Source organism: Methylopila sp. 73B (genome assembly GCF_000526315.1).
Classification (GTDB): Bacteria; Pseudomonadota; Alphaproteobacteria; order Rhizobiales; family Methylopilaceae; genus Methylopila.
In genome coordinates this window covers 3,816,592-3,840,878 of record NZ_JAFV01000001.1, presented here as the reverse complement: position 1 = coordinate 3,840,878, position 24,287 = coordinate 3,816,592, and the positions used below count along the sequence as shown (strand labels likewise).

Here is a 24,287-nt window from a genome sequence, read left to right as displayed (position 1 = left end):
TTGAGGAGGGATCGCCCGCGTCCAACCCGGAAAACGCCTCCCGCACTGCGCCATGACCCGGACATGCGAACGGCGCCGAATCCGATTCGGCGCCGTCGCTTGGTCAGTCGCGTTCGCGGACGGCTGCGCCGCAGCCCGGCTGTCAGCTCGCCGCGCGCTCCGGCCACTGGCCGGCTTCGATCTTGGAGGCGGCGATGACCGCCTGGGTGCGGCTCTCGACGCCGAGCTTGGCGAGGATCGCAGAGACGTGCGCCTTCACCGTCGCCTCGGAGACGCTGAGCTCGTAGGCGATCTGCTTGTTGAGCAGGCCCTGGCTCAGCATCATCAGCACGCGGACCTGCTGGGGCGTCAGCGTGCCGAGGCGGGAGACAAGCTTGGCGGTCTGGTCGTCGGTCGCGAGCGACAGGTCGAGGTCCGGCGGCGTCCAGTTGTCGCCGGCCAGCACGACGCGCACGGCGACGCGCATCTGGGAGACGTCGAGGGTCTTGGGAATGAAGCCCGAGGCGCCGAAGTCCATGCAGCGGCGAATGGTCGCCGGGTCCTCGTTGGCCGACACCACGACCACCGGGATCGCGGGGTACTGCGCGCGCAGGTACATCAGGCCGGAGAAGCCGCTGACGCCGGGCATCGTCAGATCCAGCAGCACCAGATCGAAGGAGGAGTCCTCTTCGAGGGCTTTGGTGGCGGCGTCGAAGGATCCAGCTTCGACGATCTCCGCCGCCTCTTCCTTCACCGCTTCTTTGAGTGCGGTGCGGAACAGCGGGTGATCGTCGGCAATGAGCAGGCGGTACGCGGAGGATTCGGCGATCGTCATCATGAAGTCGTCTTAGCGCCCCCGCCACACGGAAGTCGATGCGTTACGTAGTCCGTGCTCACATCTTCAACACGTTCGCAGCGAAAGACGCAAGATTTCGTTGCAGCGCGAAGACCTTCCTTCCCGTAATGACAGCGCTGTCATATCGCCGCGCCGATGAAATGCGCCACGATCTCCCGCTCATGCGGCCGATCGCGATGCTCGACGAGATAAATCCCCTGCCACGTCCCGAGCGCGGGCGCGCCTGCAATCACGGGAATCGAAAGCGAAACATCGGTCAGCATGGTCTTCACATGGGCCGGCATGTCGTCCGGCCCTTCGAGGTCGTGACGCCAGCCGGCGTCGCGCGGGGCGAGCCTGTCCAAGGCGTCCACGAGGTCGTCGCGCACCTCCGGGCTCGCATTCTCCTGGATGGTGAGCGAGGCGGAGGTGTGGCGCACGAACAGCGTGAGCAGCCCGTCTCCCGCGCGCCCCTCGCGCAGCGCGGCCGCCACGCGCGCGGTGACGTCGACGAGGCCCGGCCCGCGGGTGCGGACGGTGATTCGCCCGATGCACTGGTGCGGCGCGGGGCCCGACGACACGCCGGCGGCGGGAGAATCCTGGCTCATCGGCTGAATGTCGCGCCGTCCCGGGCTTGCGGAAAGCCCCCCGACGGCGGTTTCCTCCCAGTCCCGCCGCGCCGCCAGCTTTCCGGACGCCACCATGACGCCTCTTCTGACGATCGACCCCGCCGCCTTCGTGCCCGACGCGGCTCCCGAGGGGACCGTCGCCCTGAACGAGCGCCTGATGGCGCAGGCGGCCGGCGCGCCGGACACGTGGTCGATCGGCCCCGCTGCGGTGCGCGAGCGGCGCAAGCTGGGGCTTAGCCCCTTCATCGGGGAGCCGAAGTCGGCGCGGGCCGAAATCATGACGATCCCTGGCCCGGGCGGTCCGCTGCAGCTCAGGGTGATCGCGGCCCCGGCGCAGGCGACCGGCGTCTATCTTCACATCCACGGCGGCGGCTGGACCTTCGGCTCCGCGGATCAGGACGATCCGCGGCTCGATCGCTTCGCCGCCAACCTCGGCCTCGCCTGCGTCTCGGTGGAGTACCGGCTCGCGCCCGAGAACCCCTACCCCGCCGCTCCCGACGACTGCGAGGCGGCGGCGCTGTGGCTGATCCGCGAGGCGAAGCAACGGTTCGGCGTGGAGCGGCTGCTGATCGGCGGCGAATCGGCCGGCGCGCATCTCGCGGTCGTCACCCTGCTGCGGCTGCGCGACCAACATGGACTGACGCCGTTTTCCCGCGCGAACCTCACCGCCGGCTGCTTCGACCTCGGTCTCACGCCGAGCGCCCGCAGCTTCCAGCCGAAGGGCCTCGTGCTCGGCGCGCGCGACCTCAGGATGTTCGTCGCGCAGTACCTGCAGGGCGGCGAGGACCGTCAGGCTCCTGACGTCTCTCCGCTCTACGGCGACCTCGCCAAACTGCCGCCCACGATCTTCACCGTGGGCGGGCGCGACCCGCTGGTGGACGACACGCTGTTCATGGCCGCGCGCTGGGCCGCGGCGGGCAACCAAGCGGAACTCGCGGTCTGGCCCGGCTCTCCGCACGTTCACATTGCGCTGCCCGACCCGCAGGCCGAGCCGGCGCTGGAACGCATCGAGGCGTTTTTGGAAGGGTGAGGCGGAGCTACGACGCCTTCGCCACCGTGGTGAGAAGCGTGCGGGCGACGTCGGCGGTGACGCGGCGGCGGTACTTCCGGTGCACCAGCTGGCCGTTGTGGTAAACGTCGTGCTCCACGTAGAGCATCTCGCCGTCCCAGCGCAGAACGTTGTCGCTCTCCGTTGTCTCGATCACCGCGAGACCCTGGATCAGCTGCCCCTCCTGACGAACGTCCTGCATGGCGGTCGGCCTCCTGTTCTTGAACCTTTTTCGGCGCCCATGGTGGGACGGCTTGCGGCGCTTGTCGAGCCGATCTCAGCGGTCGAGTGGCCCCTTCGCCAGCCGGTCGAGCGCGAACCCGCGCACGTCGCGGAGCAGGTCCACGAAGGCCGCCGCGCCGTGGTCCAGCGCGGCCTCGCCTGCTTCCGCGGTTCCGGAGGCGGCGTCGCCGACAGCGCCGGAGAGGTGAAGGTCCTGCGTCATCCAGCCAAATCCCGCCGGCGTCGAGGCGCGGAGGTGCGCGAAGTCGCGCTCCATGGCGTAGGTCGTGGAGCGGAAGTGCTCCGCCCGGTCCATCTGGACGAGCTCGGGCCGCAGCGCGCGGATGACAGAGGTCTCGATCTCGCCGCCGTGGATGCCGTGCCGAAGCTCGTCGGCGGAAAACAGGCCGGCCGGATAGCCCAGCCGGTGCCAGCTTGTGACCACCGCCAGCATGCCATGCGCGATCCGCAGATTGCGCGCCACCACGTCGAGCGCGGACGTGTTGCCGCCGTGGCTGTTGAGCAGGATCAGCTTGCGCACGCCGGCGCGCGCCACCGAGGCGCCGATCTCGGTCCACGCGCGGATCGTCGTCTCGGCCGACAGGGTCAGCGTGCCCGGGAAGGCGAGATGCTCGGCCGACGCGCCGATGGTCTGCATCGGCAGGACCGTGACGGGCAGATCCTCCGGGACCAGCGCCAGCGCGCGCTCGAGGTAGCCGTCGCCCAGCATGGCGTCGACGCCGACGGGCAGGTGCGGCCCATGCTGCTCGACGGCCGCCACCGGCAGCACCGCGATCCAGGTCGCCACGTCGCCGTTGCGGAACTCCTCCGTGGTCATCTCGGTCCAGCGGCGGCGGGGCAGCGTCATCGTCGATCCTCGGCGGCGTCAGCTTTCCGCGGCTGAGGCCGCCGCGAAACGCCTGCTATGCAACAGAAGCGCGCGGACCGCACGCCTCATATCGTCCAAAGGCAGCGTCGGCCGGCCGCCCTGCGCCGCGGGCAGACCCTCGGCCGCCTGCTCCGGCAGCAGCGGCAGATGCAGGAACGCCGCGTTCAGGCCTTCGACGCCGAGCGCGAGGTAGAGCGTCTGGTTGCAGAGATGGCGGCCCGCGTCGTCGGACAGCGCGACCGGCATCCCCTCGCCCGCGAGTTTGACGACAACGCCCGCAAGGTCCGGCCAGGTGGCGTCCCGCCTCTCCGGTCCGGCCGGATCGACCGGCCCCAGCGCGCCGCAGCGTCCGCAGGCGTCCGGCGTGAGCAGGTCGCGATCGTTGCGGGCGATCCGCTCGAGCGACAGGCCGGCGCGGCCGGCGGCTTGGCCCATGAGCAGGAGGTGGGTCGGTCGATGGGCGGCGAGCGCGACGCGCAAATGGTCGGCGATCGCCTCCGTGTCGACGGGCAGGCGCACGAAGGCGACCGGCCCGCCCCAAAGCGCGGCCAGCGCCTCGCGCTCGTCCTCCAGGGCGTCGAGCAGGCGCTCGGAGCAATTCCAGCCGCCGTCGAAGGCGCCGAAGGCGGTGATCAACAGGCTCATGCCGCCATCATAGCGGAGCCCGCGCCGCGTCGGCATAGTGCCGCCGATGACCAACAGCCTATCGCCCACGCCCCTCGTCGCGCTCGAACGGGTCTCCAAGACCTTCGCCTCCACGACTTTCGCCCCGACTAAGGCCGCGCCGGGAGCCCGCGGGGGCCGCCCCTCCGGCCGTGAGATCGCAGCGCTCGACGGGTTCGATCTGACGGTCGGCGACGGCGAAGTGGTGGCGGTGCTCGGCCCCTCCGGCTGCGGCAAGTCCACCGCGCTCCGGATGATCGCGGGCCTGACCGAGCCGACCTCGGGCGCCGTCGTCTGGCGCGATCCGGCGGCGGCCGCGGACATCGGCATGGTGCTGCAGGACCCGACGCTCGCGCCCTGGTCGACGGTCGCGGACAATGTGCGTCTGCCGCTGCGGCTGCGGGGCGTCGGCCGCGCGGCGTCGGCGCCGCGGGTCGCGGAGGCGCTCGGACGCGTCGGCCTCGCCGACCGGGCGGGAGCCTATCCCGGGGAGCTATCCGGCGGCATGCGCATGCGGGTCTCGATCGCGCGGGCCCTTGCCGCCCGACCCCGCCTGCTGCTGCTCGACGAACCGTTCGGCGCGCTCGACGAGATCAGCCGCTTCAAGCTCAACGACGAGTTGCTCGCTCTGAAGCGGGAGCATGGATGGACGGTGGTGTTCGTCACCCACTCCGTCTTCGAATCCGTCTATCTCGCCGATCGGATCATCGTGATGACGCCGAGGCCCGGCCGCGCGGCGGCTGAGATCGCTGTGACGGCGGACGAACCGCGCTCTTCAGGCTTTCGGATGAGCACGGCCTACGCCGCGCTTTGCAGGGCCGTGTCGCAGGCGCTGGAGGCTGCAACCGACGCGGGATAAATAAACATGGCGCCTACGCCTAAAGAGTGAGGCGCCGCAGTCGACTTTAAGAAGTCTCTCACGCATAGCATCGGTCGGGCGGCCGAGGCATATCCAATGAAAAGCCCCTATTCGAAGACCGTCGGTTACGAGCTGGTCCATGCGGCGCGGCTGCACCGCGCGCGCGCCGCGCAACTCCTCAGCGAACTCGGCCTGTTTCCCGGGCAAGAGCAGGTTTTGACGCTGCTCGCCGACGAAGACCGCACGATGGGCGATCTCGCCGCCCATCTCCGTGTCCGACCGCCGACGGCGTCGAAGACGGTCGCCCGCCTCGCCGCGCAATCTCTGGTCGAGCGACGGTCGGCGCCCGGCGGCGACGGCCGCGTGGTGCGCGTAGGGCTCACGGACGAGGGCCGACGGCGCGCGGACGCGGTCGAGGAGGTCTGGGCGAGGCTCGAAGGCGAGATGGTCGAGGGGCTCGACGGCAAGGACCGGAAGCGGCTCAAGAAGCTGCTTCGCAAGATGGGGCGGACCCTTGGCGTGCAGCTCGGCGGGGCTCCGGCGCCGGCCGAGGATCACGCCGAAGACGCCGACGAATAGTGGTCTTCGACAACACGTAGGGCGGCCGCATGCGCGGGGCTCACGTCCCGACGTCACCAGCCGGACTTGTTCTTTTTTTCATCTCGTGAACATTTTTGGCCTCCGGTCGCGACGACGACAAGATCGGCCGACCCCGTTCGAGGACACGCCTTGGCCAACACCTATGATTTCGCCGACCGCGCCGCGGTCGTCACCGGAGGCGCGCGCGGCATCGGCCGCGCCGTCGCCGAACGTCTGATCGAAGGCGGCGCGCGCGTCGCGCTGTGGGACCGCGACGCAGCGAAGGCCGAAGAGACGGCCCGCGAGTTCGGACCCGCCGCCATGGCCGTCGCCGTCGACGTCACGGACTACGGCTCGGTGGAGCGCGCCCGCGACGCGACGCTCGACCAGTTCTCCCGAATCGACGTGCTGGTGAACAACGCCGGGATCGCCGGCCCCAACGCGCCGACCTGGGAGTACGACCTCGACGCCTGGCGCCAGGTGATGGCGATCAACCTCGACGGCCCGTTCCACTGCTGCCGCGCGGTCGCGCCCGTCATGATCGGCCAGGGCTACGGCCGCATCGTCAACGTCGCCTCGATCGCCGGCAAGGAGGGCAATCCGAACGCCCCCGCCTACTCCGCCTCGAAAGCCGCGCTGATCGCGCTGACGAAATCGCTCGGCAAGGAGCTCGCGACCTACGACATCGCCGTCAACGCGGTGACGCCGGCGGCCGCCAAGACCGAGATCTTCTCGCAGATGACCGAGGAGTTCATCGGCTACATGCTGTCGAAGATCCCGCGCGGACGGTTCGTCGAGGTCGAGGAAGTCGCGAGCCTCATCGTGTTCGCGGCGTCCAAGGAATGCTCCTTCACCACCGGATCCGTGTTCGACGTGTCGGGCGGCCGGGCGACCTACTGATGGCCGACGGCTCCCCGCGGTTCGCGGGCAATCTGGAGGCCACGAGCGAGGCGGCGCGCGCCGCGCGGCTGAAGGGCATCGGCCTGATGATGGCGGCGCTCGCCTGCTTCGCGTGCCTCGACGCGATCGCGAAGACGCTGAACCACCAGATGCACGCGATCCAGGCGGTCTGGGCGCGCTACGCCTTCCACTTCCTGCTGGCCTTCCTCTTCCTCAACCCATGGACGACGCCAGGGATCACGAAGACGAAGAAGCTGCCGCTGCAGATCGGACGGGCGACGCTGCTGGTGCTGTCGACCGCCTGCAACTTCGTCGCCCTGAAGTACCTGCAGCTCGACGAAGCGATGACCATCACCTTCGCGACGCCGTTCGTGGTGGCGATCCTCGCCGGGCCGATGCTCGGCGAATGGGTCGGGCCGAAGCGGCTCGCGGCCATCCTGGTCGGCTTCCTCGGCGTTCTGGTGGTGACCCGGCCGGGGCTTGGCGGGATCCATCCCGCGGCAGCGCTGTCGTTCCTGAACTGCCTGTTCTACGCGCTCTACATCATCATGACGCGCATGCTGGCGGGGCATGACGCCACCTCCACCACGCTGTTCTATTCGAGCCTGATCGGCGCCGCGATCGTGACGCCGCTCGCGCCTTTCGTCTGGACCTGGCCGACGTGGCAGGGGTGGATGCTGATGGTCGCCGTCGGCGGCTTCGGCGCGCTCGGCCACTACTTCTTCATCGCGGCGCATCGGCTGGCGCCGGCGGCGGTTCTCTCGCCGTTCATCTACACCCAGCTCATCGCGGCGGCGGCGCTCGGCTTCGCGATCTTCGGGCATGTGCCCGGCCTGTGGACGCTGGCGGGCGCCGGCATCGTCATCGGCTCGGGGCTCTACCTGCTCATGCGCGAGCGGCGCGGCCGCGTGGTGAAGACCGCTGACATCGCCCCCGCCGGACCGGAGCGCTGACGCGGGGGGCGCCCGCATCTGTCCGGAGACCGGCGGGAACGACGCCGTCCCTTACGCCTTCGCGATCGTCACGCCGTTCGCCTTCGCGACCAGCTCGGCGATCACCGGCACGTACTCGTCGCCGCGGCCCTGGCTGACCGCGTGGGCGAACATGTTCTTCACCGCGTTCGAGAGCGGATTCGACATCGCGAGGCCGTTCTCGAGCGACTCGAGATAGAGGCAATCCTTCAGCGCGTTGCGGGCGGTGAAGCGGAAGGCCTCGGTCTCGCCGTCGATCGCCGAGCGCATGAAGGTGTCGTAGTAGCCGTTCATCATGCGCGTGCCGCGCATCCAGGCGTCGAAGGTCTTCGGCGCGATGCCGGACTTGATGGCGACCGCCAGCGCCTCGGAGTAGAGCGCGCCGTAGCCCTGGGCGACGAAGTTGTTGACGAGCTTCAGCGTGTGGCCGGCGCCGAACGGTCCGACGTGGACCACGTTCGAGGCGTAGGTCGACACGATCGGCTTCACCCGCGCGAAGGTCTCGGGATCGCAGCCGACCATGGTGTCGAGCTTGCCCTCCCAGGCCTCGTTCGGCGTGCGCGCGAGCGGCGCGTCGACCAGCGTGACGCCGATCGCCTTCAGCTCGGCGTGGAGTTTGGCGGTCGAGGTGGGGTCCGCCGTCGAGGCGTCGATCACGAGCGCCCCGGAGGCGAGATGCGCCTTCAGGCCCGCTACCGCCTCCTCGACCTGCGGCGAACCGGTGACGCAGATGACGACCACGTCGGAGGCCTTGGCGAGCTCCTCCAGGCTCTTCGCCTCGCTCGCTCCCCGGCCGACGAGAGCCTCGACGGCCTCGCGCTTGCGGTGGGCGATCACGGTGAGGGGATGGCCCTTTTCGACCAGGTTCTTCGCCATGCCGTGGCCCATGAGGCCAAGACCGACGAAACCGATGCGTTCCATTCCCAAGGCTTACTCCTTCACGGCGCCGGTCATCGACGAGACGTAGTAGTCCACGAAGAACGAGTAGAGGATGACGACGGGCAGCGACCCGAACAGCGCGCCCGCCATCAGCGAGCCCCACTCGTAGACGTCGGAGCGCACGAGCTCCGTCAGCACCCCGGTCGGGATGGTCTTGCCCTCCGACGACTGGATGAAGGTCAGCGCGTAGATGAACTCGTTCCACGACAGCGTGAAGGCGAAGATTCCCGCCGAGATCAGGCCGGGGACCGCCAACGGCAGCATGATCTTGGTGAGAATCTGCCAGCGGCTGGCGCCGTCGATCAGCGCGCACTCCTCCAGCTCGTAAGGGATCGACCGGAAGTAGCCCATCAGCAGCCAGGTGCAGAACGGCACCAGGAAGGTCGGATAGGTCAGGATCAGCGCGAACTTGGTGTCGTAGAGCCCGAGCTTGAACACCATCAGCGCGAGCGGGATGAACAGGATCGACGGCGGCACGAGATAAGCGAGGAAGATGCCGAGGCCGACGATCTTGGAGCCGCGGAAGCGCAGGCGCTCGATGGCGTAGGCCGCGAACACGGAGGCGACCAGCGACAGCGCCGTGGCGCAGACCGAGATGACGACCGTGTTCCAGAGCCAGTTCGGGTAGGAGGTCTCAAACAGCAGGTACTTGATGTGGTCGAGCGTCGGCTTCGCCACCCAGAACGGGCTGTAGTTGGCGTAGTCGGTGAGCTGCTCGTTCGGTTTGATGGCGGTGATCGCCATCCAGTAGAACGGGAACAGCAGCACGAACACGAAGATCGCGAGCGGTATGTAGATCGTGACGATCTTCCGCGGCAGCTTGTCGTGAAATCCCATGCCGCCTTCGTCGGCGACCTTGGCCTTCTTCGCCCGAGGCGCGGCGGCTGTGTGGGCGGCGGTCATGAAAGCCTCGCAGTCGTCATCCCGGCCGCAGCGAAGCGGAGAGCCGGGATCGTGCGCCGGAATAGGCGCTTTGTCCTTGGGGCGATCCTGGCTCTGCGCGGCTGCGCCGCTTCGGCCGGGATGACGATTAGGGACCGTTCCATCAGTCCGCCCCCCCCTGCTGCCACTTGCGGCGCTGCAGGCCGAAATAGCTGAACAGAATCGCGCCCAGCAGGAACGGGATCATCGCGACCGCGATCGCGGCGCCTTCGCCCAGATTGCCGCCGGGGATGGCGCGTTGGAACGACAGGGTCGCCATCAGGTGGGTGGCGTTCACCGGCCCGCCGCGGGTCAGAACGTAGATCAGCTGGAAATCGGTGAAGGTGAAGAGCACCGAGAAGGTCATCACCACCGCGATGATCGGGGTGAGCATCGGCAGGGTGACGTGGCGGAAGCGCTGCCAGGAGGTCGCGCCGTCCAGCGTCGCGGCCTCGTGCAGCGAGGGCGAGATCGTCTGCAGGCCGGCGAGCAGCGTGATCGCCACGAAGGGGATGCCGCGCCAGACGTTGGCCGCGATCACTGAGGCGCGCGCGGCCCAGGGGTCGCCGAGGAAGTTGATGTTGCTCTCGATGATCCCGAGCTTGATCAGCGCCCAGGACAGCACCGAGAACTGCGCGTCGAAGATCCACCAGAAAGCGATCGCCGACAGCACGGTGGGCACCACCCAAGGCAGCAGCACGATGGCGCGGAAGAACGCCTTGAACGGCAGGTGCTCGTTCAGGATCAGCGCAAGCCAGAGGCCGAGGCCGAACTTCAGGATCGACGCCACGAACGTGTAGAAGATCGTGTTGAAGACCGACAGGAGGAAGACGCTGTCCTCCATCAAGAGCTCGTAGTTCTCGAGCCCGATCCAGATGCCGTCGCGGCCGATCGTGGTGTCGGTGAAGCCGAGATAGACGCCGAGGCCGAGCGGATAGGTCAGGAACACGAGCAGCAGGATCGCCGCCGGCAGCATGAAGACGAGGCCGAGCAGGTGCCGGCTGTGCGCGATCCGCGACATCAGCGAGCGCCTTGCGGCCGGATGGGTCAGGTGATCTGCGGCGGCGGTCATGCGGGCCTCTGGGCCGTCATCCCGGACGACGGCGGAGCCGTCGAGCCGGGATCGTCGTCAGGAAGAAGCGCCTTATCCGGCGGGCGATCCCGGATCGGCCCGATGGGCCGTCCGGGATGACGCTTTTCATCAGGCGCGCACCGAGTTCACGTCCGGTAGTAGCGCTCTGCGCGCTTGGCCGCGCGCTTGACCGCCTCTTCCGGGCTCCGCTGGCCGGTCACGGCTTCGGCGAACATGTCGACGAGCACGTAGTCGGCCATGAACCCCGCCGAGGCGGTGCCGAGCGGGGCGGCGTAGCCGTTCGGGCGCAGCGTCTCCGAGGCGACCGCGTAGGGCGCCGCGAGCGGATCGGCGGTCCACACCGGGTTGTTGGCGTAACCCTTGAGCGTCTGGCAGCAGTAGCCGCTCGACTGCGTGACCCAGTCCGCCATCTGCGCCTCGTCGTACATGAACTGCATGTACGCCTTCACCGCGTTCGGGAACTTCGTGTACTTGAACGCGATCAGCGTCGTGACCTGGAACAGCTCGACCTTCTTGCCGACCGGGCCCACGGGGAAGTTCGTGGTCTTCAGATCCGCCGCCATCTCGGCGAGCTTCGGATCCTTCTTGGTGGCGTAGGCGAGCGAGATGCCGTTCGCCGTCATCGACACTTCGCCCGCGAGGAAGGCGCGGTTGTTGTTGACGTCGAGCCAGCTCTCGGTGCCGGGAATGAAGGTCTTGTAGAGCTCGGAGGCGTATTTCACCGCCGCGATCGTCTCGGGGCTGTCGAGCACGACCTTGCTGTTCTCGTCGACCACCTGGCCGCCGTGGCTCCACAGCAGCCAGTGCGCGTAGTTGTTGCCGTCGCCGACGCCGTGGCCATGCGTGAAGCCGGCCGGATGGTTGATGCCCTTGAGCGCCTTGCAGAGCTCAAGGAAGCCCGCGGTGTCCTTCGGGAACTCCGAAAAGCCCGCCTGCTTCGCCCAGCTGTCGCGGTAGCACACCGCATTGCCGATGACCGCGAGCGGCAGACCGACGAACTTGCCGCCGCTCTGGGCGTAGGACGCCGGACCCTCGTACCAGCCGCCATGGGCCGAGCCGATCTGGCCGGCGATGTCGCTGACGTCCAGCAGCTTGTCGGGATACTGCTGGGGGTCGTCGAACCACACGAACATGATGTCCGGGCCCGAGCCGACGTTGGCGGCGACCGCCGCCTTCGGACGGATGTCCTCCCAGCTTTCCTTGTCGATCCGGACTTCGACGCCGGTCGCTTCCGTAAACTTCTTGGTGTTGGCGATCCAGGCGTCCTCGTCGCCCTTCACGAAGGGGGACCAGCGCAGAACGCGCAGGCTGGCGCCCTTCTCCGGCTCGATCTTGGCCGTCGCGCTTTGCGCGAAGGCCGGCATGCCGCCGATCAGAGAGGCCGCGCCCAGGCCGGCGCCGGTCGCGAGCACGTCGCGTCGGGTAAACTTCATCGGTTCCTCCTTGGGACGTCCGCCGATCGTTCTTGAGCGCCGGCGGTGCGTCGGAAAAAGCAGTCGGGACAATCAGATTCGGACGCCGGTCTCCGCGTCGAACAGATGGACGAGGCCGGGGTTCGGGGCGAGCATGATCCTGTCGCCGGGCGCGATGGAGATCCGCTCGCGGAAGATGCCGACGACCTCCTTCTGCCCGAGCTTCGCGAAGACCTGGGTCTCGGAGCCGGTGGGCTCCACCACCACCACTTCGGCGGGAAGGCCGCTGTCGGACACCGTGAAGTGCTCGGGCCGCACGCCGTAGATCGCCGGGCGCCCGTCGGAGGCGGCCGGCGCGCGCGTGAGCGGAAGATCGACGCCGTCGTCGGTGCGGAACGTGGCGGAGCCGTTGGTCGCCACCTTGCCCTTGATGAAGTTCATGGAGGGCGAGCCGATGAAGCCGGCGACGAAGGTGTTCGCGGGGTTGTCGTAGAGCTCGAGCGGCGCGCCGATCTGCTCGACGACGCCGTCGTGCATCACCACGATCTTGTCGGCCATGGTCATGGCCTCGATCTGGTCGTGGGTGACGTAGACCGTCGTGGTCTTGAGCCGCTGATGCAGCTCCTTGATCTCGGTGCGCACCTCGACGCGCAGCTTGGCGTCGAGGTTCGACAGCGGCTCGTCGAACAGAAAGACCTGCGGATCGCGCACGATGGCGCGGCCCATGGCGACGCGCTGGCGCTGGCCGCCGGAAAGCTGGCGCGGGTAGCGGTCGAGCAGCTTTTCGAGGCCGAGAATGCCGGCCGCGGTCTTCACGCGGGCGTCGATCTCGGACTGCGGCGCCTTCCTGAGCTTCATCGAGAAGCTCATGTTGTCCGCCACCGTCATGTGCGGATAGAGCGCGTAGTTCTGGAACACCATGGCGATGTCCCGCTCTTTGGGCGGCACGTCGTTCACGACCCGCCCGCCGATCAGGATGTCGCCGCCGGTGATGCTCTCGAGGCCCGCGATCATCCGCAGCAGCGTCGACTTTCCGCAGCCGGACGGCCCGACGAGGATGACGAACTCGCCGTCCTGGATGTCGACGCTGACGCCATGGATGACGGCGGTCGAGCCATAGGCTTTGCGGACGTCGCGGATCTCGACGGATGCCATTCAGTGTCCTCCCTGCGCCGGCCGCGCTCTCGAGGGCGCCGCTCGGCAGAGCCGTCATACGCGAGCCGCGCATCAGGCCTGCGCATATTGCACAGATGTTCGGGGCGCGCACAAGAAAATCGAAAGGCGCCTTTCACGTTTGATGATGGTCCTCGTGAGCGGCTAAAGTCCGCGCGCTCCTCATCTATCAATCAATAGGATCGCCTCATGACGCGCCCCGTTTTGCTCCTGACCGGCCGCCCGCCGGAGGCGGCGCTCGCTGCGCTCGAGCAGACCTTCGAGACCCATCGGCTGTGGGAAGCGAACCCGGAGGACGCCCTGCTGTCGGAGATCGCCGAACAGGTCCAGGCGATCGGCGTGTTCGGCAAGCGGCCGGTCGACGAGGCGCTGCTGTCGCGCTTCCCGAAGCTCGCGATCGTGTCGAACTTCGGCGTCGGCTACGACCTCGTGGACGCCGGCTGGGCCTCGAAGAACGGCGTCATCGTCACCAACACGCCCGACGTACTGAACGACGAGGTCGCCGACACCGCGGTCGGCCTGTTGATCTCGGCGGTGCGCGAGTTCGGGCCTGCGGAGGCCCATGTGCGCGAGGGGCGCTGGGCGAAAGAGGGCCCGTACCGGCTGACCTCGAGCCTGCGCGGCCGCACGGTCGGCGTTGTCGGCATGGGGCGCATCGGACAGGTGATCGCGAAGCGGCTTCAGGCCTTCGATCTGCCGATCGTCTACCACTCGCGCAAACCGAACCCCGAGGTGAGCTTTCGGCACTACCCCGACCTCGTCGCCATGGCGCGCGACGTGGACACGCTGATCGTCATCATCCCCGGCGGCGCGTCGACCGCCAAGCTGATCAACGCCGAGGTTCTGGCGGCGCTGGGCGCCAACGGCGTGGTGGTGAACGTCGCGCGCGGCACGGTGATCGACGAGCAGGCGCTGATCGCCGCGCTTCGGGATGGGGTTATCCTCTCGGCGGGGCTCGACGTGTTCGAGAAGGAGCCGCAGGTCCCGGCCGAACTGATCGCGCTTCCCAACGCCGTGCTGCTGCCGCACGTGGGGTCGGCCTCGACCGCGACGCGCCAGGCCATGGCCCAGCTCGTGGTCGACAACCTTACCGCCTTCGCGAAAGGCGAGCCGCCGCTCACGCCGGTGGCGGAGACGCCATTCGCGGGGTGGAAGGCGTAAAGCGCGCGGACGCGCGCGCCGGCGTCGCGGCGGCCGCTACTGAGCCGCCGCGGCTTCGAATGGGCGGATGGCGCGCATCAGCGCGCCGTAGGGCGCGAGCAAAACAAACGCGCCGAGAATCTTCACCAGGAAGTCGAAGCCGGCGAGACTGACCCACAGCGGAACGGCGACCGCGGCGCCGAGCGGCGTCACGGGGGCGGACATCGCGACGTCGCCGGCGAAGGCAAGCGTGAAGAAGACGGCGGTGTCGACCGCCGAGCCGAGGAGGCTCGCGGCGAGCGGCGCCCGCCACCACGCCAGCCGGCGCAGCTTCGAGAAAACGGCGACGTCGAGCAACTGGCCGAACAGGAACGCGGCCCCCGACGCGATCGCGATGCGCGGCGCTGCCAAGCCGAACGACAGCAGCACCGCGACCGCGAAGCCGACATAGACCACGCGGCGCGCGACGGCCGGGCCGAAACGTCGGTTGGTCAAATCCGTGACGAGAAAGGCGAGCGGATAGGTGAACGCGCCCCAGGTCAGCTTGTCCCCAAGGCCGAAAGCCTCGACAGGATGCTGCACCAAAACGTTCGACGCCGCGACGACCAGGGCCATCGCGGCGGCGGGAACGATCAGGCTGACAGGGTCGACGGCGGGACGCGCCATGAGGTGCGCCCTCCGCGAGACCGCAAGATCAGGAGGCGACGGCCTCGGCGGCCGGAGCGTCGCCGGACTTGGCGATCTTGCGCTTCAGCTCGCGCGCGCCCTGGCTGAGGTCGAGCTCGGACGCCTTCGTCAGGAAGGCGTCGAGGCCGCCACGGTGCTCCACCGAACGCAGAGCGTGGGCGGACACCCGCAGGCGGACCGAACGGCCGAGCGCCTCGGAGATCAGCGAGACCTGCACCAGGTTCGGGCGGAACTTGCGCTTGGTCTTGTGGTTCGAGTGGCTGACCTTGTGACCGCTCAGAACGGCCTTGCCGGTCAATTCGCAACGCCGGGACATGGGTGACTCCTGAGATGTCGTGCCGGCCCGAACGAACGATCTCGTCGCGGACCTGATCGGTCCGCGCTTTTCGCGTCGGAGCCTCAAAAAGAAGGCCGTGCTATAGACGCCGCCGTCGCGGGCGTCAACAATTCGGCGGCGTCCCGCGTCGAAAGATTCGGGATTTGCACCTAGCGCGCCACGGGTTTCAGGCGATGGCGGGCGGCCGGACGGCCTCACAAGGGGCACGATCCGGCTCTACATGCGACGGAAGCCTGGTCTTTTACGCCCAACGGCCGACGCGGTCCCGACTGGCCCGCAGGCCTCATCGAGTAGCCGATCGCAGATGCCCGTTCCGCACAAAACCGCCGCCCTGCTGCTCGCCGCAACCGTCGGGCTCGCAGCCGCCTCCGCCGCCGACGCCGCCGAAACCCGCGTGCGCGCCCGCTACGATCTGACTCTCGCCGGGTTCGGCATCGGCGCGGCCTCGATGCAGGCAGGATTTAAGGGCTCGTCCTACGACATGAACGTGAGCGCCCGCATGACCGGCCTCGCGAAGTTTCTAACCGGGGGCCGCGGCGCGGCCACCTCGCGGGGAGCGTTCCGCCCCGACCACGTGACCCCGACCGCCTACGCCATCAACACCAGGTCCGGCGAGAAGGGCCAGGTCATCCGTTTCGCGCTGGTGTCCGGCGCCGTGCGGACCATGTCGGTCGAGCCCCCGCCGCGGACGGAAGGCATCGTGCCGATCTCCGACGCCGACAAGCGCGGCGTCGTCGATCCGGTCAGCGCGCTGATGATGCCGGTGGCGAGCGGCGGCGATCCGCTCGCGCCCGCGGCCTGCGACCGCACGCTGCCCGTGTTCGACGGCCGCCAGCGCTTCGACGTGGGGCTGAGGTTCGACCGCTTCGAGACGGTGAAGCCCTCCACCCCCGGTCCCGGCCAGTACGAAGGCAAGGTCGTCGTCTGCAAGGCGGCGTACAAGGCGATCTCCGGCCACCGGCCCGGCCGCAAGCAGGTGGAGTTCATGGAGAGCAACAAGGACATGGAGATCTGGCTCGCGCCGGTCGCCGGGGCGCCCGTGCTGCTGCCGTGGAAGATCGCGGTGCGCACCGAGATCGGCATGGCGGTGATCGCGGCCAGTTCGTTCACGGTCGGCGCGCCCGCGCAGCGGGCGTCGATCGAGGACAAGGATCTCTGATCCGCCTTCGGGACCTGAGGCTTTCAGCCGCACAACGTCGTCTTCGGGGCGCCCTCCAAAACCGCGAGTCGATTCAAGCCTTTGGAACGAATCGCGAATTTTCGTCAGGTCGCCGATTCGCCCCCCGTTCGTTCCAGACCCGTTCCGGTCGAAGGCCGTCTCCCTGGACTCGCGGCGCGTGCATCCCGCCGCGTCGAGATGCTAAGGAGAGGTGAATGACCGATGTCGCAGATCTTGCGCCGGCCGCCGCCTCGGACCTCGCCGCGCCCTTCCGCGGCCGCGGCGTCACGGCGGTGCTCGGACCCACAAACACCGGCAAGACCCACCTCGCCATCGAACGCATGGCGGCGCACGGCTCCGGGCTGATCGGTTTGCCGCTGCGCCTGCTCGCGCGCGAGGTCTACGGCCGGCTGGTCGAGAAGGTCGGCGTCGAGAAGGTCGCTCTCGTCACGGGCGAGGAGAAGATCAAGCCGTTCGGCGCGCGCTACTGGGTCTCGACCGTCGAGGCCATGCCGCGCGACCTCGACGTCGATTTCGTCGCGATCGACGAGATCCAGCTCTGCGCCGACCTTGACCGCGGCCACGTCTTCACCGACCGGTTGCTGAACCGTCGCGGGCGCTACGAGACCCTGGTGCTCGGCGCCGCCACCATGCGGCCGCTGGTGGAGCGCCTGCTGCCCGGCGCGAACATCGTGACCCGGCCGCGCCTGTCGCAGCTCCTGTTCGCGGGCGAGCGCAAGATCACCCGCCTGCCCCCGCGCACCGCCATCGTCGCCTTCTCGGCCGAGGAGGTCTACGCCATCGCCGAGCTCATCCGCCGGCAGCGCGGCGGCGCGGCGGTGGTGCTCGGCAAGCTCAGCCCCCGCACCCGCAACGCCCAGGTCGCGATGTACCAGGCGGGCGACGTCGACTACCTCGTCGCGACCGACGCGATCGGCATGGGACTGAACCTCGACGTCGACCACGTCGCCTTCGCCGGCGACCGAAAGTTCGACGGCCACCAGCACCGCCGGCTGAACCCGGCCGAGATGGCCCAGATCGCAGGCCGCGCCGGCCGCCACCTCAAGGACGGGACCTTCGGCACCACCGGCCGCTGCGCGCCGTTCGAGCCGGAGCTGGCCGAGCGCATCGAGGCCCACAGCTTCGACAGCGTCCGGGTGCTGCAGTGGCGGAACGGCAAGCTCGACTTCGGCTCGCCGGGCGCCCTGATCGACAGCCTGTCCCGGCCGCCGGCGGAGCAAGGCCTCACGCGCGCGCCCGACGCCGACGACGTCCGCGCCCTCATGACGCTCGCGCGCGATCCGGCCGTCAGGGACGCCGCGCGCGGCCGCGCGCGGACCGAACTGCTGTGGGACGTCTGCCAGGTGCCGGACTACCGCAAAATCGCGCCCGCCCAGCACGTTGAACTTCTCGCGGAGCTCTATGGTTTTCTGAGCTCTGCGGGTAAGGTCCCGACCGACTGGTTCGCGCGGCAGGTCGCAATGACCGACCGCGCCGACGGGGACATCGACACGCTTTCCGCGCGCATCGCGCATATCAGGACCTGGACGTTCGTCGCCAATCGCACGGATTGGCTGAGCGCCCCGGACCACTGGCAAGGAGTGACGCGCGGCGTCGAGGACAAGCTTTCGGATGCGCTGCATGAGCGGCTCGCCCAACGCTTCGTCGATCGCCGCACCAGCGTTCTCATGCGCCGCCTCAGGGAAAAGGACATGCTGGAGGCCGAAATCAACAAGGACGGCGACGTGGTCGTCGAGGGCCACCACGTCGGACGGCTCGCGGGCTTCCAGTTCGCCCCGGACTCGTCAGCCGACACCGTCGAGGGCAAGGCGCTGCGCGCGGCGGCCTCGAAGGCGCTCGCGGGCGAGATCGAGGCCAGGGCCAACCGGTTCTCCAATGTGGGCGACGGCGACGTGGTGCTCGCCTCCGACGGCGCGGTGCGCTGGCAGGGGGAGCTCGTCGGCAAGCTGTCGAAGGGCGACAAGACGCTCAGCCCCCGCATCCGCATCCTCGCTGACGATCAGCTAACGGGCGCGGCCCGCGAGCAGGTCGAAAAGCGGCTCGACCAGTGGATCCGCGCGCATGTGCAGAAGCTGCTGGGGCCGCTCGGCGCGCTAGAGCAGGCCGAGGACGTCACCGGCGTCGCCCGCGGCGTGGCGTTCCAGCTCGTTGAGGAGCTCGGGGTGCTCGACCGGGCGCAGGTGGCGGAGGACGTCAAGGGCCTCGACCAGCCGTCGCGCGCCGCTCTGCGCAAGTACGGCGTGCGCTTCGGCGCGCATCACCTCTACCTGCCGGCCCTGATGAAGCCGGCGCCGCGTGCGCTCGCCGCCCAGCTCTGGGCGCTGACCCACGGCAAGGACTCCGACGGCAAGGTCGACGACATCGCCCACCTCGCCGCCTCCGGCCGCACCTCGATCCCGGTCGACGCCGAGATCGACAAGGGCGTGTACCGGGCGCTCGGCTACCGCGTCTGCGGCGAGCGGGCGATCCGGGTCGACATCCTCGAGCGGCTGGCCGACCTGATCCGGCCCGCGATCGCCTGGAAGCCCGGCCAGTCCGGCGCGGTCCCGGCCGGCGCCTTCGGCGGCAACGCCTTCACGGTGACGGTGGCGATGACCTCGCTCGCCGGCTGTTCCGGCGACGATTTCGCGACCATCCTGAAGTCGCTGGGCTACCGCATGGAGCGGCGGCCCAAGGCCCAGGCGCCCGTGTCGCCGCCCGTCGCCGCCGCGCTGGCGGCGCCTGAGGCGGACGCCGCCGAGGCTGCTCAGTCGGTCGACGACGTCGCCGAAACCATCGAAACCGCCGCGCCCGACGTGGCGGAGCCCGACCTTTCGGTCGAGGGCGCAGCTCCCGAGGTGAGCGACGAGGAAGTCGTGGCGACCCTCGAGGAGGCGAACGCCGGGGACGTTGCGGACGCCGACGACGCGGTCGTGGTCGAGGACACGCCGGTGTTCGACGCCGGCGACCAGGCGCCCGCGCTGATTGATCCGATCGACGCCGACGAGCCGGAGCCGGAAACGGTCGAGGCTGCGTTGGAGGACGAGGGCGTCGACACGCCGGAACTTGCGGCGGAGACCGCGGAAGCGGCGGCCGAAAGCGCCGCCGAGACCGCGCTCGACGCCGCGCCGGACGCGCCCGCCGCCGACGCGGTGGCGACCGAGCCCGAGATGATCGAGGTGTGGCGTCCTGCAGGCTTCGGCCGGCGCGACAACCAGCGCCCACGCGGCCGCGAGCAGGGCCGCCCGGGCGAGCCGCGCGGCGAACGTCCGCACCAGGCGCGCGGGCCCCGTCGCGAGGGCGGCGGCGCCGAGCAGCCGCGCCGCGAGGGCGGAGAGGCGGCCCGTCGCGACGGACCCGGCCGCCCGGCGGGCGAGCGTCCCCGCTTCGGGAGCGACCGCAACCGCGGCGAAAACCGGCCGGGCGGCGGCGAGCCGTTCCGCGGCCGCCGCGACGGCGGCCGGCCCGGGCAGGATCGCCCGCGTCCCGACCGTGAAGACCGTGGAGCGCGGCACGCCGCGCCGTCCCCGGCGAAACGCCCCGATCGTGCGCCGGACCCGGACTCGCCCTTCGCGAAGCTCGCGGCCCTGAAGGCCCAGCTCGAGCAGGGCGGAAAGGCGAGCGCCGGCAAGAACGGCGGCGGCAAGGCCGGCAAGGGCACCGGTAAGAACGGCGACGCGGACGCCTGAACCGTGGCGGGACCGGACGATGTCGCCTCGGCCCGCCTGCGCATCGACGTCTGGCTGTGGCGCGCGCGCGTCGCGAAGACCCGCGCGCGCGCGGCCGAACTGGCGCAATCCGGCCACGTCCGGGTCAACGGCCAGCGGATCTCCGCGGCCGGCCGCGGCGTCAAGATCGGCGACGTCCTCACCATCGCTCTTGAGCAGACCGTTCGGGTCCTGCGCGTCGCCGGCTTCGGCGACCGCCGCGGACCTGCGACGGAAGCGCGCGCCTTATTCGACGATCTCGCTCCGCACCCAGGCGAAGATGTTGCATCGCGAGATGATGGGCTGGAATAACGCAACGATCCTGCGTTCCGAATCTCTTGTCCGCACGTATCGTTCAAACGCTTATTTTTCAGGCGATTCTCACTGAATTCTAACCAATCTGACGTTTCCGTGAGGAAGGTTGTCGGCCGACCGTATCGTCATTGTTATCGACGGACGCGCGCAGTTTTGCGCTGCAGCATACTTTCGTCGAACACCTTTGCGAGGAGCCGGACATGGCCGACATTTTCGACGCCGCCCTGCGTTTCCAGGGCGAAGTCTTCTCCAAGGACAAGGCGCTCTACCAACGCCTCGCCCGGGACGGGCAGAGCCCGAAGGCGCTGGTGATCTCCTGCGCCGACAGCCGCGTCGCGCCCGAGCACATCACCCAGGCGGGCCCCGGCGAGATCTTCGTCTGCCGCAACGCGGGCAACATCGTCCCGCCCTTCGCGCAGATGAACGGCGGCGTGTCTTCGGCGATCGAATACGCCGTGGTGGCCCTGGGCGTCGCGGATATCGTGGTGTGCGGGCATTCGGAGTGCGGGGCGATGAAGGCTCTCCGCCATCCCGCGAGCCTCGACCCGATGCCGAACGTGAAGGCCTGGCTCAAGCACGCCTCCGCCGCCCAGAGCATCGTCTGCGAGGCCTACCCGCCGGACATCGACGAGGCCGAGGCCTGCCGCGCGCTGTCGATGGAGAACGTGGTGGTCCAGATCAACCATCTGCGCACCCACCCCTCGGTCGCCGCCAAGCTCGCCCGCGGCGAGGTCCGCCTGCACGGCTGGTACTTCGAGATCGAGACCGGAACGATCTTCGCCTACGACGGCGAGACCGGCCGGTTCGAGCCCATCCACGGCGACCGGCCCGCGCCCGTCGCGGTCGGCCCCGCGCGTCCCGCGGCCCCGCTGTCCATCGCGGCGGAATGAGGAGCGCGCCCATGAACCTCTCCGCTCTGAAACCGTCCCTCCCCGCCTCGCTCGGCCGGGACCTCCCCGCGTCGATCGTGGTTTTCATGGTCGCCCTGCCGCTCTGCATGGGCATCGCCGTCGCGTCCGGCGTGCCGGCGGAGTTGGGCCTCGTCACCGGCGTCGTCGGCGGCGTGGTCGTGGGGCTGATCGGCGGCTCGCCGCTTCAGGTCAGCGGTCCGGCCGCAGGCCTGGCGGTCGTCGTGTTCGAGATCGTCCGCGAGCATGGCCTCGAGATGCTTGGGCCGATCCTGCTGCTCGCCGGCGCGCTGCAGATCGCCGCCGGCCTGCTCGGCCTCGGCAAATGGTTCAAGGCGATCTCGCCCGCCGTGGTCCACGGCATGCTCGCGGGCATAGGCGTGCTGATCGTGGTCGTCCAGCTTCATGTGCTGATCGACGGCGCGCCGTTGCCGAACGCGCTCGAAAGCCTGATCGCGATCCCCGCGGCCTTCGGCGACGTGATGCGGCTCACCACGGTGAAGGGTCCGGCGGCGCTGGCGGTCGGCCTCACGACCATTCTGGCGATGATCGCCTGGGAGAAGCTCCGCCCGGCGAACCTCAGGCTCATCCCCGGCGCGCTGGTGGGCGTCGCGGCGGGCACGGCGCTGGCCGCGGCTTTGGCGCTGCCGATCAAGCGCGTCGAGATCCCGGACTCGATCCTCGGCGGCCTCAACCTCACCGACGCCGCGGGCCTTGCGGGACTGATGGCGCCCGGGCCGCTGCTTGCGGCCGTCATCATCGCCGTGATCGCCAGCGCCGAAACGATGCTGTCGGCGGCGGCCGTCGACAAGATGCACACTGGCCCGCGCACGGCCTACGACCGCGAGCTCTCCGCGCAGGGCGTCGGCAACGCGATATGCGGCGCGCTGGGCGCCCTGCCGATGACCGGCGTGATCGTACGCTCCTCGGCCAATGTGCAGGCCGGCGCCCTCTCGCGCTGGTCCGCGATCCTGCATGGCCTGTGGATCCTTGCCTTCGTGGCGGCGATCCCGTGGGCGCTGGAGGTGGTGCCGACCGCGGCCCTCGCCGGCATCCTGATCGTCACCGGCTGGCGTCTCGTCAGCGTGCAGCACGCCCGCGGCCTGTTCCGGCGCCACGGCGCCCTGCCCGCCGCGGTGTGGGCCGCGACGCTGATCGTCGTCGTCGCCGTGGACTTGCTCACCGGCGTGCTGGTCGGCCTCGCCCTTGCGGGGATCGAGATCCTGCCGCACCTGAAGCGCCGCTACCTCGTCGTGCGCCGCCACGAGACGGCGGACGGCGGCGTCGACATGCGCCTCGCCGGGGCTGCGACCTTCCTCCAGCTCCCCCAGCTCGAGAAGGAGCTCGCCGCCGTGCCGGAGGGCGCGACCGTCACGCTGCGGACGAGCCGCCTCTCCTACATCGACCACACCACGTCGGAGATGATCGCGGATTGGGCCGAGCGCCGCGAAGGCGGAACGCGGATGCAGGTCGCCCGCTCGGCCCCCAGCCACGAACGGAGGCTGGCGAACGCCCTCCCCGCCTGAGCCGTGACAGGCGGACGCGCCCTCGCCCGCCCTTGCGAAGCACGGTCGCGTCCGCTACGTCACCCAAGCGAACCGGGAGACTGGCATGACCTACGTGGTCACCGACAACTGCATCCGCTGCAAATACACGGACTGCGTGGAGGTGTGCCCTGTCGACTGTTTCTATGAAGGCGAGAACATGCTCGTCATTCATCCCGACGAGTGCATCGACTGCGGGGTTTGCGAGCCGGAATGCCCGGCCGAGGCCATCAAGCCGGACACCGAACCGGGGCTGGAAAGCTGGATCAAGCTGAACGGCGAGTACGCCAAGAGCTGGCCGAACATCACCGTCAAGCGTAATCCGCCGGACGACGCCAAGGAGTTCGACGGCAAGACGAACAAGCTCGAGGAGTATTTCTCTCCCGAGCCCGGCCAAGGCGACTGACGCTTCCTCACGCGCCGCAAGGCTGTTGCGCGCGTGCATCTCTTCGTTGATTTTCGCGCCCGTTCGTGCTATCCCTGCACAACGGTCAAAAACGACGTGCGCCGCCTCGCCGCCATCCCGACGGCTTCAGATTTCGGCACAAAACCGAGCAGGCTGAATCCTTCAGAGTCGCCTTCGGCGTCTGGAGCGCGGTCGTTTTTCTCTGACGAAACGGGGCTCCGGACGGCCGAGCTGGCTCTCGGACGTGCGGGTCTCGGCGCGATCGCCCCGGCGGTTTCCGGGAACGAGGGATGTCCTGGCCCGCGCGGCCACGACGAGACGGAGTTCAGAGCAGCATGAGCACCAAGAAGATCTCCCCGAGCCGGCATGGTTTCAAGCCGCTCGAGCACGTCGTCTATCCGTCGCACGGCGTCGGCCAGATCGTCGCGATCGAGGAGCAGGAGATCGCCGGCCATACGCTGGAGCTCTTCGTCATCAGCTTCGAGAAGGACAAGATGACCCTTCGCGTGCCCGTCGCGAAGATCACCAGCGCCGGCATGCGCAAGCTCTCGGAGCCGACGGTCGTCGCCAAGGCGCTCGAGACGCTGACCGGCCGGGCCCGCGTGAAGAAGACCATGTGGAGCCGTCGCGCCCAGGAATACGAAGCGAAGATCAACTCGGGCGACATGATCGCGATCGCCGAGGTGGTCCGCGACCTGTACCGCGCCGACACCCAGCCGGAGCAGTCCTACTCCGAGCGCCAGCTCTATGAATCGGCTCTCGACCGCATGATGCGCGAAGTGGCCGCCGCCGAACGGCTGAGCGACATCGAGGCGCAGAAGCTGATCGAGGCGCAGCTCGCCAAGGGCCCGCGCCGCGGCGGCAAGGCAGAGGAGATCGAGGTCGAAGCCGAGGCCGAACAGGACGAGGCCGCCTGATCGCTGGCGGCTGTCTCTTCCAGGAATGCGAAAAGCCCGGCTCCGCCGGGCTTTT

25 protein-coding genes are annotated in these 24,287 nt (G+C 69.1%); 13 read left to right on the top strand and 12 right to left on the bottom strand.

The features are described from left to right. Positions 1-142 precede the first annotated feature (142 nt). Positions 143-814 (bottom strand): response regulator transcription factor, encoded by a 672-nt coding sequence (locus tag K244_RS0118390; protein ID WP_036307088.1) that lies wholly within the window; start codon positions 812-814, stop codon positions 143-145. 140 nt (positions 815-954) lie between these two features. Beyond that, positions 955-1,518 carry a secondary thiamine-phosphate synthase enzyme YjbQ gene (locus tag K244_RS0118385; RefSeq protein ID WP_020187762.1) on the bottom strand — a complete coding sequence of 188 codons (564 nt, stop codon included), beginning with the start codon at positions 1,516-1,518 and terminating at the stop codon, positions 955-957. Between K244_RS0118385 and K244_RS0118380 the strand changes: the two genes are divergently transcribed. Beyond that, positions 1,517-2,473, top strand: a complete 957-nt coding sequence (locus K244_RS0118380; protein ID WP_020187761.1) for an alpha/beta hydrolase — start codon at positions 1,517-1,519, stop codon at positions 2,471-2,473. The genes K244_RS0118385 and K244_RS0118380 overlap by 2 nt on opposite strands. A gap of 7 nt (positions 2,474-2,480) precedes the next feature. On the opposite strand, the gene K244_RS0118375 is transcribed toward K244_RS0118380, so the two are convergent. The 3 genes from K244_RS0118375 to K244_RS22285 form a co-directional block, all read right to left on the bottom strand. Further along, positions 2,481-2,693 (bottom strand): hypothetical protein, encoded by a 213-nt coding sequence (locus K244_RS0118375; RefSeq protein WP_020187760.1) that lies wholly within the window; start codon positions 2,691-2,693, stop codon positions 2,481-2,483. A 75-nt stretch (positions 2,694-2,768) separates the two neighbouring features. Then, positions 2,769-3,581, bottom strand: a complete 813-nt coding sequence (locus K244_RS0118370) for a creatininase family protein (protein ID WP_020187759.1) — start codon at positions 3,579-3,581, stop codon at positions 2,769-2,771. Between the two features lie 18 nt (positions 3,582-3,599). Continuing rightward, complete coding sequence (locus tag K244_RS22285) at positions 3,600-4,247, bottom strand: hypothetical protein (protein ID WP_245259791.1); 648 nt, start codon at positions 4,245-4,247, stop codon at positions 3,600-3,602. Between the two features lie 46 nt (positions 4,248-4,293). Between K244_RS22285 and K244_RS0118360 the strand changes: the two genes are divergently transcribed. From K244_RS0118360 to K244_RS0118345, 4 genes are all read left to right on the top strand, one after another. Next, positions 4,294-5,124 carry an ABC transporter ATP-binding protein gene (locus tag K244_RS0118360; RefSeq protein ID WP_020187757.1) on the top strand — a complete coding sequence of 277 codons (831 nt, stop codon included), beginning with the start codon at positions 4,294-4,296 and terminating at the stop codon, positions 5,122-5,124. Between the two features lie 96 nt (positions 5,125-5,220). Then, a complete protein-coding gene (locus K244_RS0118355) occupies positions 5,221-5,703 on the top strand; it encodes a MarR family transcriptional regulator (protein ID WP_020187756.1) in 483 nt (160 codons plus the stop codon). Positions 5,704-5,853: 150 nt separating this feature from the next. After that, on the top strand, positions 5,854-6,603 hold the full coding sequence (locus K244_RS0118350) for an SDR family NAD(P)-dependent oxidoreductase (RefSeq protein WP_020187755.1): 750 nt from the start codon (positions 5,854-5,856) through the stop codon (positions 6,601-6,603). Beyond that, entirely contained in the window at positions 6,603-7,556 is a 954-nt protein-coding gene (locus K244_RS0118345; protein ID WP_020187754.1) for a DMT family transporter, read from the top strand. Before K244_RS0118350 ends, K244_RS0118345 begins: the two co-directional genes overlap by 1 nt. 51 nt (positions 7,557-7,607) lie before the next feature. On the opposite strand, the gene K244_RS0118340 is transcribed toward K244_RS0118345, so the two are convergent. The 5 genes from K244_RS0118340 to ugpC form a co-directional block, all read right to left on the bottom strand. Next, positions 7,608-8,495, bottom strand: coding sequence for an NAD(P)-dependent oxidoreductase (locus tag K244_RS0118340; protein ID WP_020187753.1), 888 nt, complete (start codon positions 8,493-8,495; stop codon positions 7,608-7,610). Between the two features lie 9 nt (positions 8,496-8,504). Further along, the gene (locus K244_RS0118335) at positions 8,505-9,350 is read right to left on the bottom strand and encodes a carbohydrate ABC transporter permease (RefSeq protein WP_051460162.1); all 846 of its coding nucleotides are present in this window, start codon (positions 9,348-9,350) and stop codon (positions 8,505-8,507) included. Positions 9,351-9,558: 208 nt separating this feature from the next. Beyond that, positions 9,559-10,455, bottom strand: coding sequence for a sugar ABC transporter permease (locus K244_RS0118330; RefSeq protein ID WP_155932055.1), 897 nt, complete (start codon positions 10,453-10,455; stop codon positions 9,559-9,561). 197 nt (positions 10,456-10,652) lie between these two features. Next, the gene (locus tag K244_RS0118325; protein WP_020187750.1) at positions 10,653-11,960 is read right to left on the bottom strand and encodes an ABC transporter substrate-binding protein; all 1,308 of its coding nucleotides are present in this window, start codon (positions 11,958-11,960) and stop codon (positions 10,653-10,655) included. Positions 11,961-12,032: 72 nt separating this feature from the next. Further along, positions 12,033-13,094: a sn-glycerol-3-phosphate ABC transporter ATP-binding protein UgpC gene (gene ugpC / locus K244_RS0118320; RefSeq protein WP_020187749.1), complete on the bottom strand. Its 1,062-nt coding sequence runs from the start codon at positions 13,092-13,094 to the stop codon at positions 12,033-12,035. A gap of 207 nt (positions 13,095-13,301) precedes the next feature. Here ugpC and K244_RS0118315 point away from each other — a divergent pair, with 207 nt between their 5' ends. Then, on the top strand, positions 13,302-14,273 hold the full coding sequence (locus K244_RS0118315; RefSeq protein ID WP_020187748.1) for a 2-hydroxyacid dehydrogenase: 972 nt from the start codon (positions 13,302-13,304) through the stop codon (positions 14,271-14,273). A 36-nt stretch (positions 14,274-14,309) separates the two neighbouring features. On the opposite strand, the gene K244_RS0118310 is transcribed toward K244_RS0118315, so the two are convergent. Together K244_RS0118310 and rpmB are read right to left on the bottom strand one after the other, a co-directional pair. After that, positions 14,310-14,918, bottom strand: coding sequence for a queuosine precursor transporter (locus K244_RS0118310; protein WP_020187747.1), 609 nt, complete (start codon positions 14,916-14,918; stop codon positions 14,310-14,312). A 28-nt stretch (positions 14,919-14,946) separates the two neighbouring features. Beyond that, on the bottom strand, positions 14,947-15,255 hold the full coding sequence (rpmB, locus tag K244_RS0118305; RefSeq protein WP_024816597.1) for a 50S ribosomal protein L28: 309 nt from the start codon (positions 15,253-15,255) through the stop codon (positions 14,947-14,949). A gap of 325 nt (positions 15,256-15,580) precedes the next feature. On the opposite strand from rpmB, the gene K244_RS0118300 reads away from it, so the two are divergent. The 7 genes from K244_RS0118300 (at position 15,581) to K244_RS0118270 (ending at position 24,232) form a co-directional block, all read left to right on the top strand. Continuing rightward, positions 15,581-16,435 (top strand): DUF3108 domain-containing protein, encoded by an 855-nt coding sequence (locus tag K244_RS0118300; RefSeq protein ID WP_020187745.1) that lies wholly within the window; start codon positions 15,581-15,583, stop codon positions 16,433-16,435. A 215-nt stretch (positions 16,436-16,650) separates the two neighbouring features. After that, positions 16,651-20,124 carry a helicase-related protein gene (locus tag K244_RS0118295; RefSeq protein WP_020187744.1) on the top strand — a complete coding sequence of 1,158 codons (3,474 nt, stop codon included), beginning with the start codon at positions 16,651-16,653 and terminating at the stop codon, positions 20,122-20,124. Positions 20,125-20,127: 3 nt separating this feature from the next. Next, on the top strand, positions 20,128-20,454 hold the full coding sequence (locus tag K244_RS0118290) for an RNA-binding S4 domain-containing protein (RefSeq protein ID WP_020187743.1): 327 nt from the start codon (positions 20,128-20,130) through the stop codon (positions 20,452-20,454). A gap of 203 nt (positions 20,455-20,657) precedes the next feature. Continuing rightward, positions 20,658-21,347 carry a carbonic anhydrase gene (locus tag K244_RS0118285; RefSeq protein ID WP_020187742.1) on the top strand — a complete coding sequence of 230 codons (690 nt, stop codon included), beginning with the start codon at positions 20,658-20,660 and terminating at the stop codon, positions 21,345-21,347. Positions 21,348-21,358: 11 nt separating this feature from the next. Then, a complete protein-coding gene (locus tag K244_RS0118280; RefSeq protein WP_020187741.1) occupies positions 21,359-22,891 on the top strand; it encodes a SulP family inorganic anion transporter in 1,533 nt (510 codons plus the stop codon). Positions 22,892-22,976: 85 nt separating this feature from the next. Beyond that, positions 22,977-23,315, top strand: coding sequence for a ferredoxin FdxA (fdxA, locus tag K244_RS0118275; RefSeq protein ID WP_020187740.1), 339 nt, complete (start codon positions 22,977-22,979; stop codon positions 23,313-23,315). Between the two features lie 335 nt (positions 23,316-23,650). Beyond that, the gene (locus tag K244_RS0118270; RefSeq protein WP_020187739.1) at positions 23,651-24,232 is read left to right on the top strand and encodes a CarD family transcriptional regulator; all 582 of its coding nucleotides are present in this window, start codon (positions 23,651-23,653) and stop codon (positions 24,230-24,232) included. The last annotated feature ends 55 nt before the right edge of the window (positions 24,233-24,287 follow it).

Excerpts from the sequence above, each read along its gene's own strand:
- K244_RS0118310 (WP_020187747.1), bottom strand. The coding sequence starts at position 14,918 with ATGGCGCGTCCCGCCGTCGACCCTGTCAGCCTGATCGTTCCCGCCGCC.
- K244_RS0118340 (WP_020187753.1), bottom strand. The coding sequence starts at position 8,495 with ATGGAACGCATCGGTTTCGTCGGTCTTGGCCTCATGGGCCACGGCATG.
- K244_RS0118325 (WP_020187750.1), bottom strand. The coding sequence starts at position 11,960 with ATGAAGTTTACCCGACGCGACGTGCTCGCGACCGGCGCCGGCCTGGGC.
- K244_RS0118355 (WP_020187756.1), top strand. The coding sequence starts at position 5,221 with ATGAAAAGCCCCTATTCGAAGACCGTCGGTTACGAGCTGGTCCATGCG.
- K244_RS0118295 (WP_020187744.1), top strand. The coding sequence starts at position 16,651 with ATGACCGATGTCGCAGATCTTGCGCCGGCCGCCGCCTCGGACCTCGCC.
- K244_RS0118285 (WP_020187742.1), top strand. The coding sequence starts at position 20,658 with ATGGCCGACATTTTCGACGCCGCCCTGCGTTTCCAGGGCGAAGTCTTC.
- K244_RS0118390 (WP_036307088.1), bottom strand. The coding sequence starts at position 814 with ATGACGATCGCCGAATCCTCCGCGTACCGCCTGCTCATTGCCGACGAT.
- fdxA (WP_020187740.1), top strand. The coding sequence starts at position 22,977 with ATGACCTACGTGGTCACCGACAACTGCATCCGCTGCAAATACACGGAC.
- K244_RS0118330 (WP_155932055.1), bottom strand. The coding sequence starts at position 10,455 with ATGTCGCGGATCGCGCACAGCCGGCACCTGCTCGGCCTCGTCTTCATG.
- K244_RS0118375 (WP_020187760.1), bottom strand. The coding sequence starts at position 2,693 with ATGCAGGACGTTCGTCAGGAGGGGCAGCTGATCCAGGGTCTCGCGGTG.
- rpmB (WP_024816597.1), bottom strand. The coding sequence starts at position 15,255 with ATGTCCCGGCGTTGCGAATTGACCGGCAAGGCCGTTCTGAGCGGTCAC.
- K244_RS0118385 (WP_020187762.1), bottom strand. The coding sequence starts at position 1,518 with ATGGTGGCGTCCGGAAAGCTGGCGGCGCGGCGGGACTGGGAGGAAACC.
- K244_RS0118380 (WP_020187761.1), top strand. The coding sequence starts at position 1,517 with ATGACGCCTCTTCTGACGATCGACCCCGCCGCCTTCGTGCCCGACGCG.
- K244_RS0118280 (WP_020187741.1), top strand. The coding sequence starts at position 21,359 with ATGAACCTCTCCGCTCTGAAACCGTCCCTCCCCGCCTCGCTCGGCCGG.
- K244_RS22285 (WP_245259791.1), bottom strand. The coding sequence starts at position 4,247 with ATGAGCCTGTTGATCACCGCCTTCGGCGCCTTCGACGGCGGCTGGAAT.
- K244_RS0118370 (WP_020187759.1), bottom strand. The coding sequence starts at position 3,581 with ATGACGCTGCCCCGCCGCCGCTGGACCGAGATGACCACGGAGGAGTTC.
- K244_RS0118360 (WP_020187757.1), top strand. The coding sequence starts at position 4,294 with ATGACCAACAGCCTATCGCCCACGCCCCTCGTCGCGCTCGAACGGGTC.
- ugpC (WP_020187749.1), bottom strand. The coding sequence starts at position 13,094 with ATGGCATCCGTCGAGATCCGCGACGTCCGCAAAGCCTATGGCTCGACC.
- K244_RS0118335 (WP_051460162.1), bottom strand. The coding sequence starts at position 9,350 with ATGGGATTTCACGACAAGCTGCCGCGGAAGATCGTCACGATCTACATA.
- K244_RS0118345 (WP_020187754.1), top strand. The coding sequence starts at position 6,603 with ATGGCCGACGGCTCCCCGCGGTTCGCGGGCAATCTGGAGGCCACGAGC.
- K244_RS0118315 (WP_020187748.1), top strand. The coding sequence starts at position 13,302 with ATGACGCGCCCCGTTTTGCTCCTGACCGGCCGCCCGCCGGAGGCGGCG.
- K244_RS0118270 (WP_020187739.1), top strand. The coding sequence starts at position 23,651 with ATGAGCACCAAGAAGATCTCCCCGAGCCGGCATGGTTTCAAGCCGCTC.
- K244_RS0118300 (WP_020187745.1), top strand. The coding sequence starts at position 15,581 with ATGCCCGTTCCGCACAAAACCGCCGCCCTGCTGCTCGCCGCAACCGTC.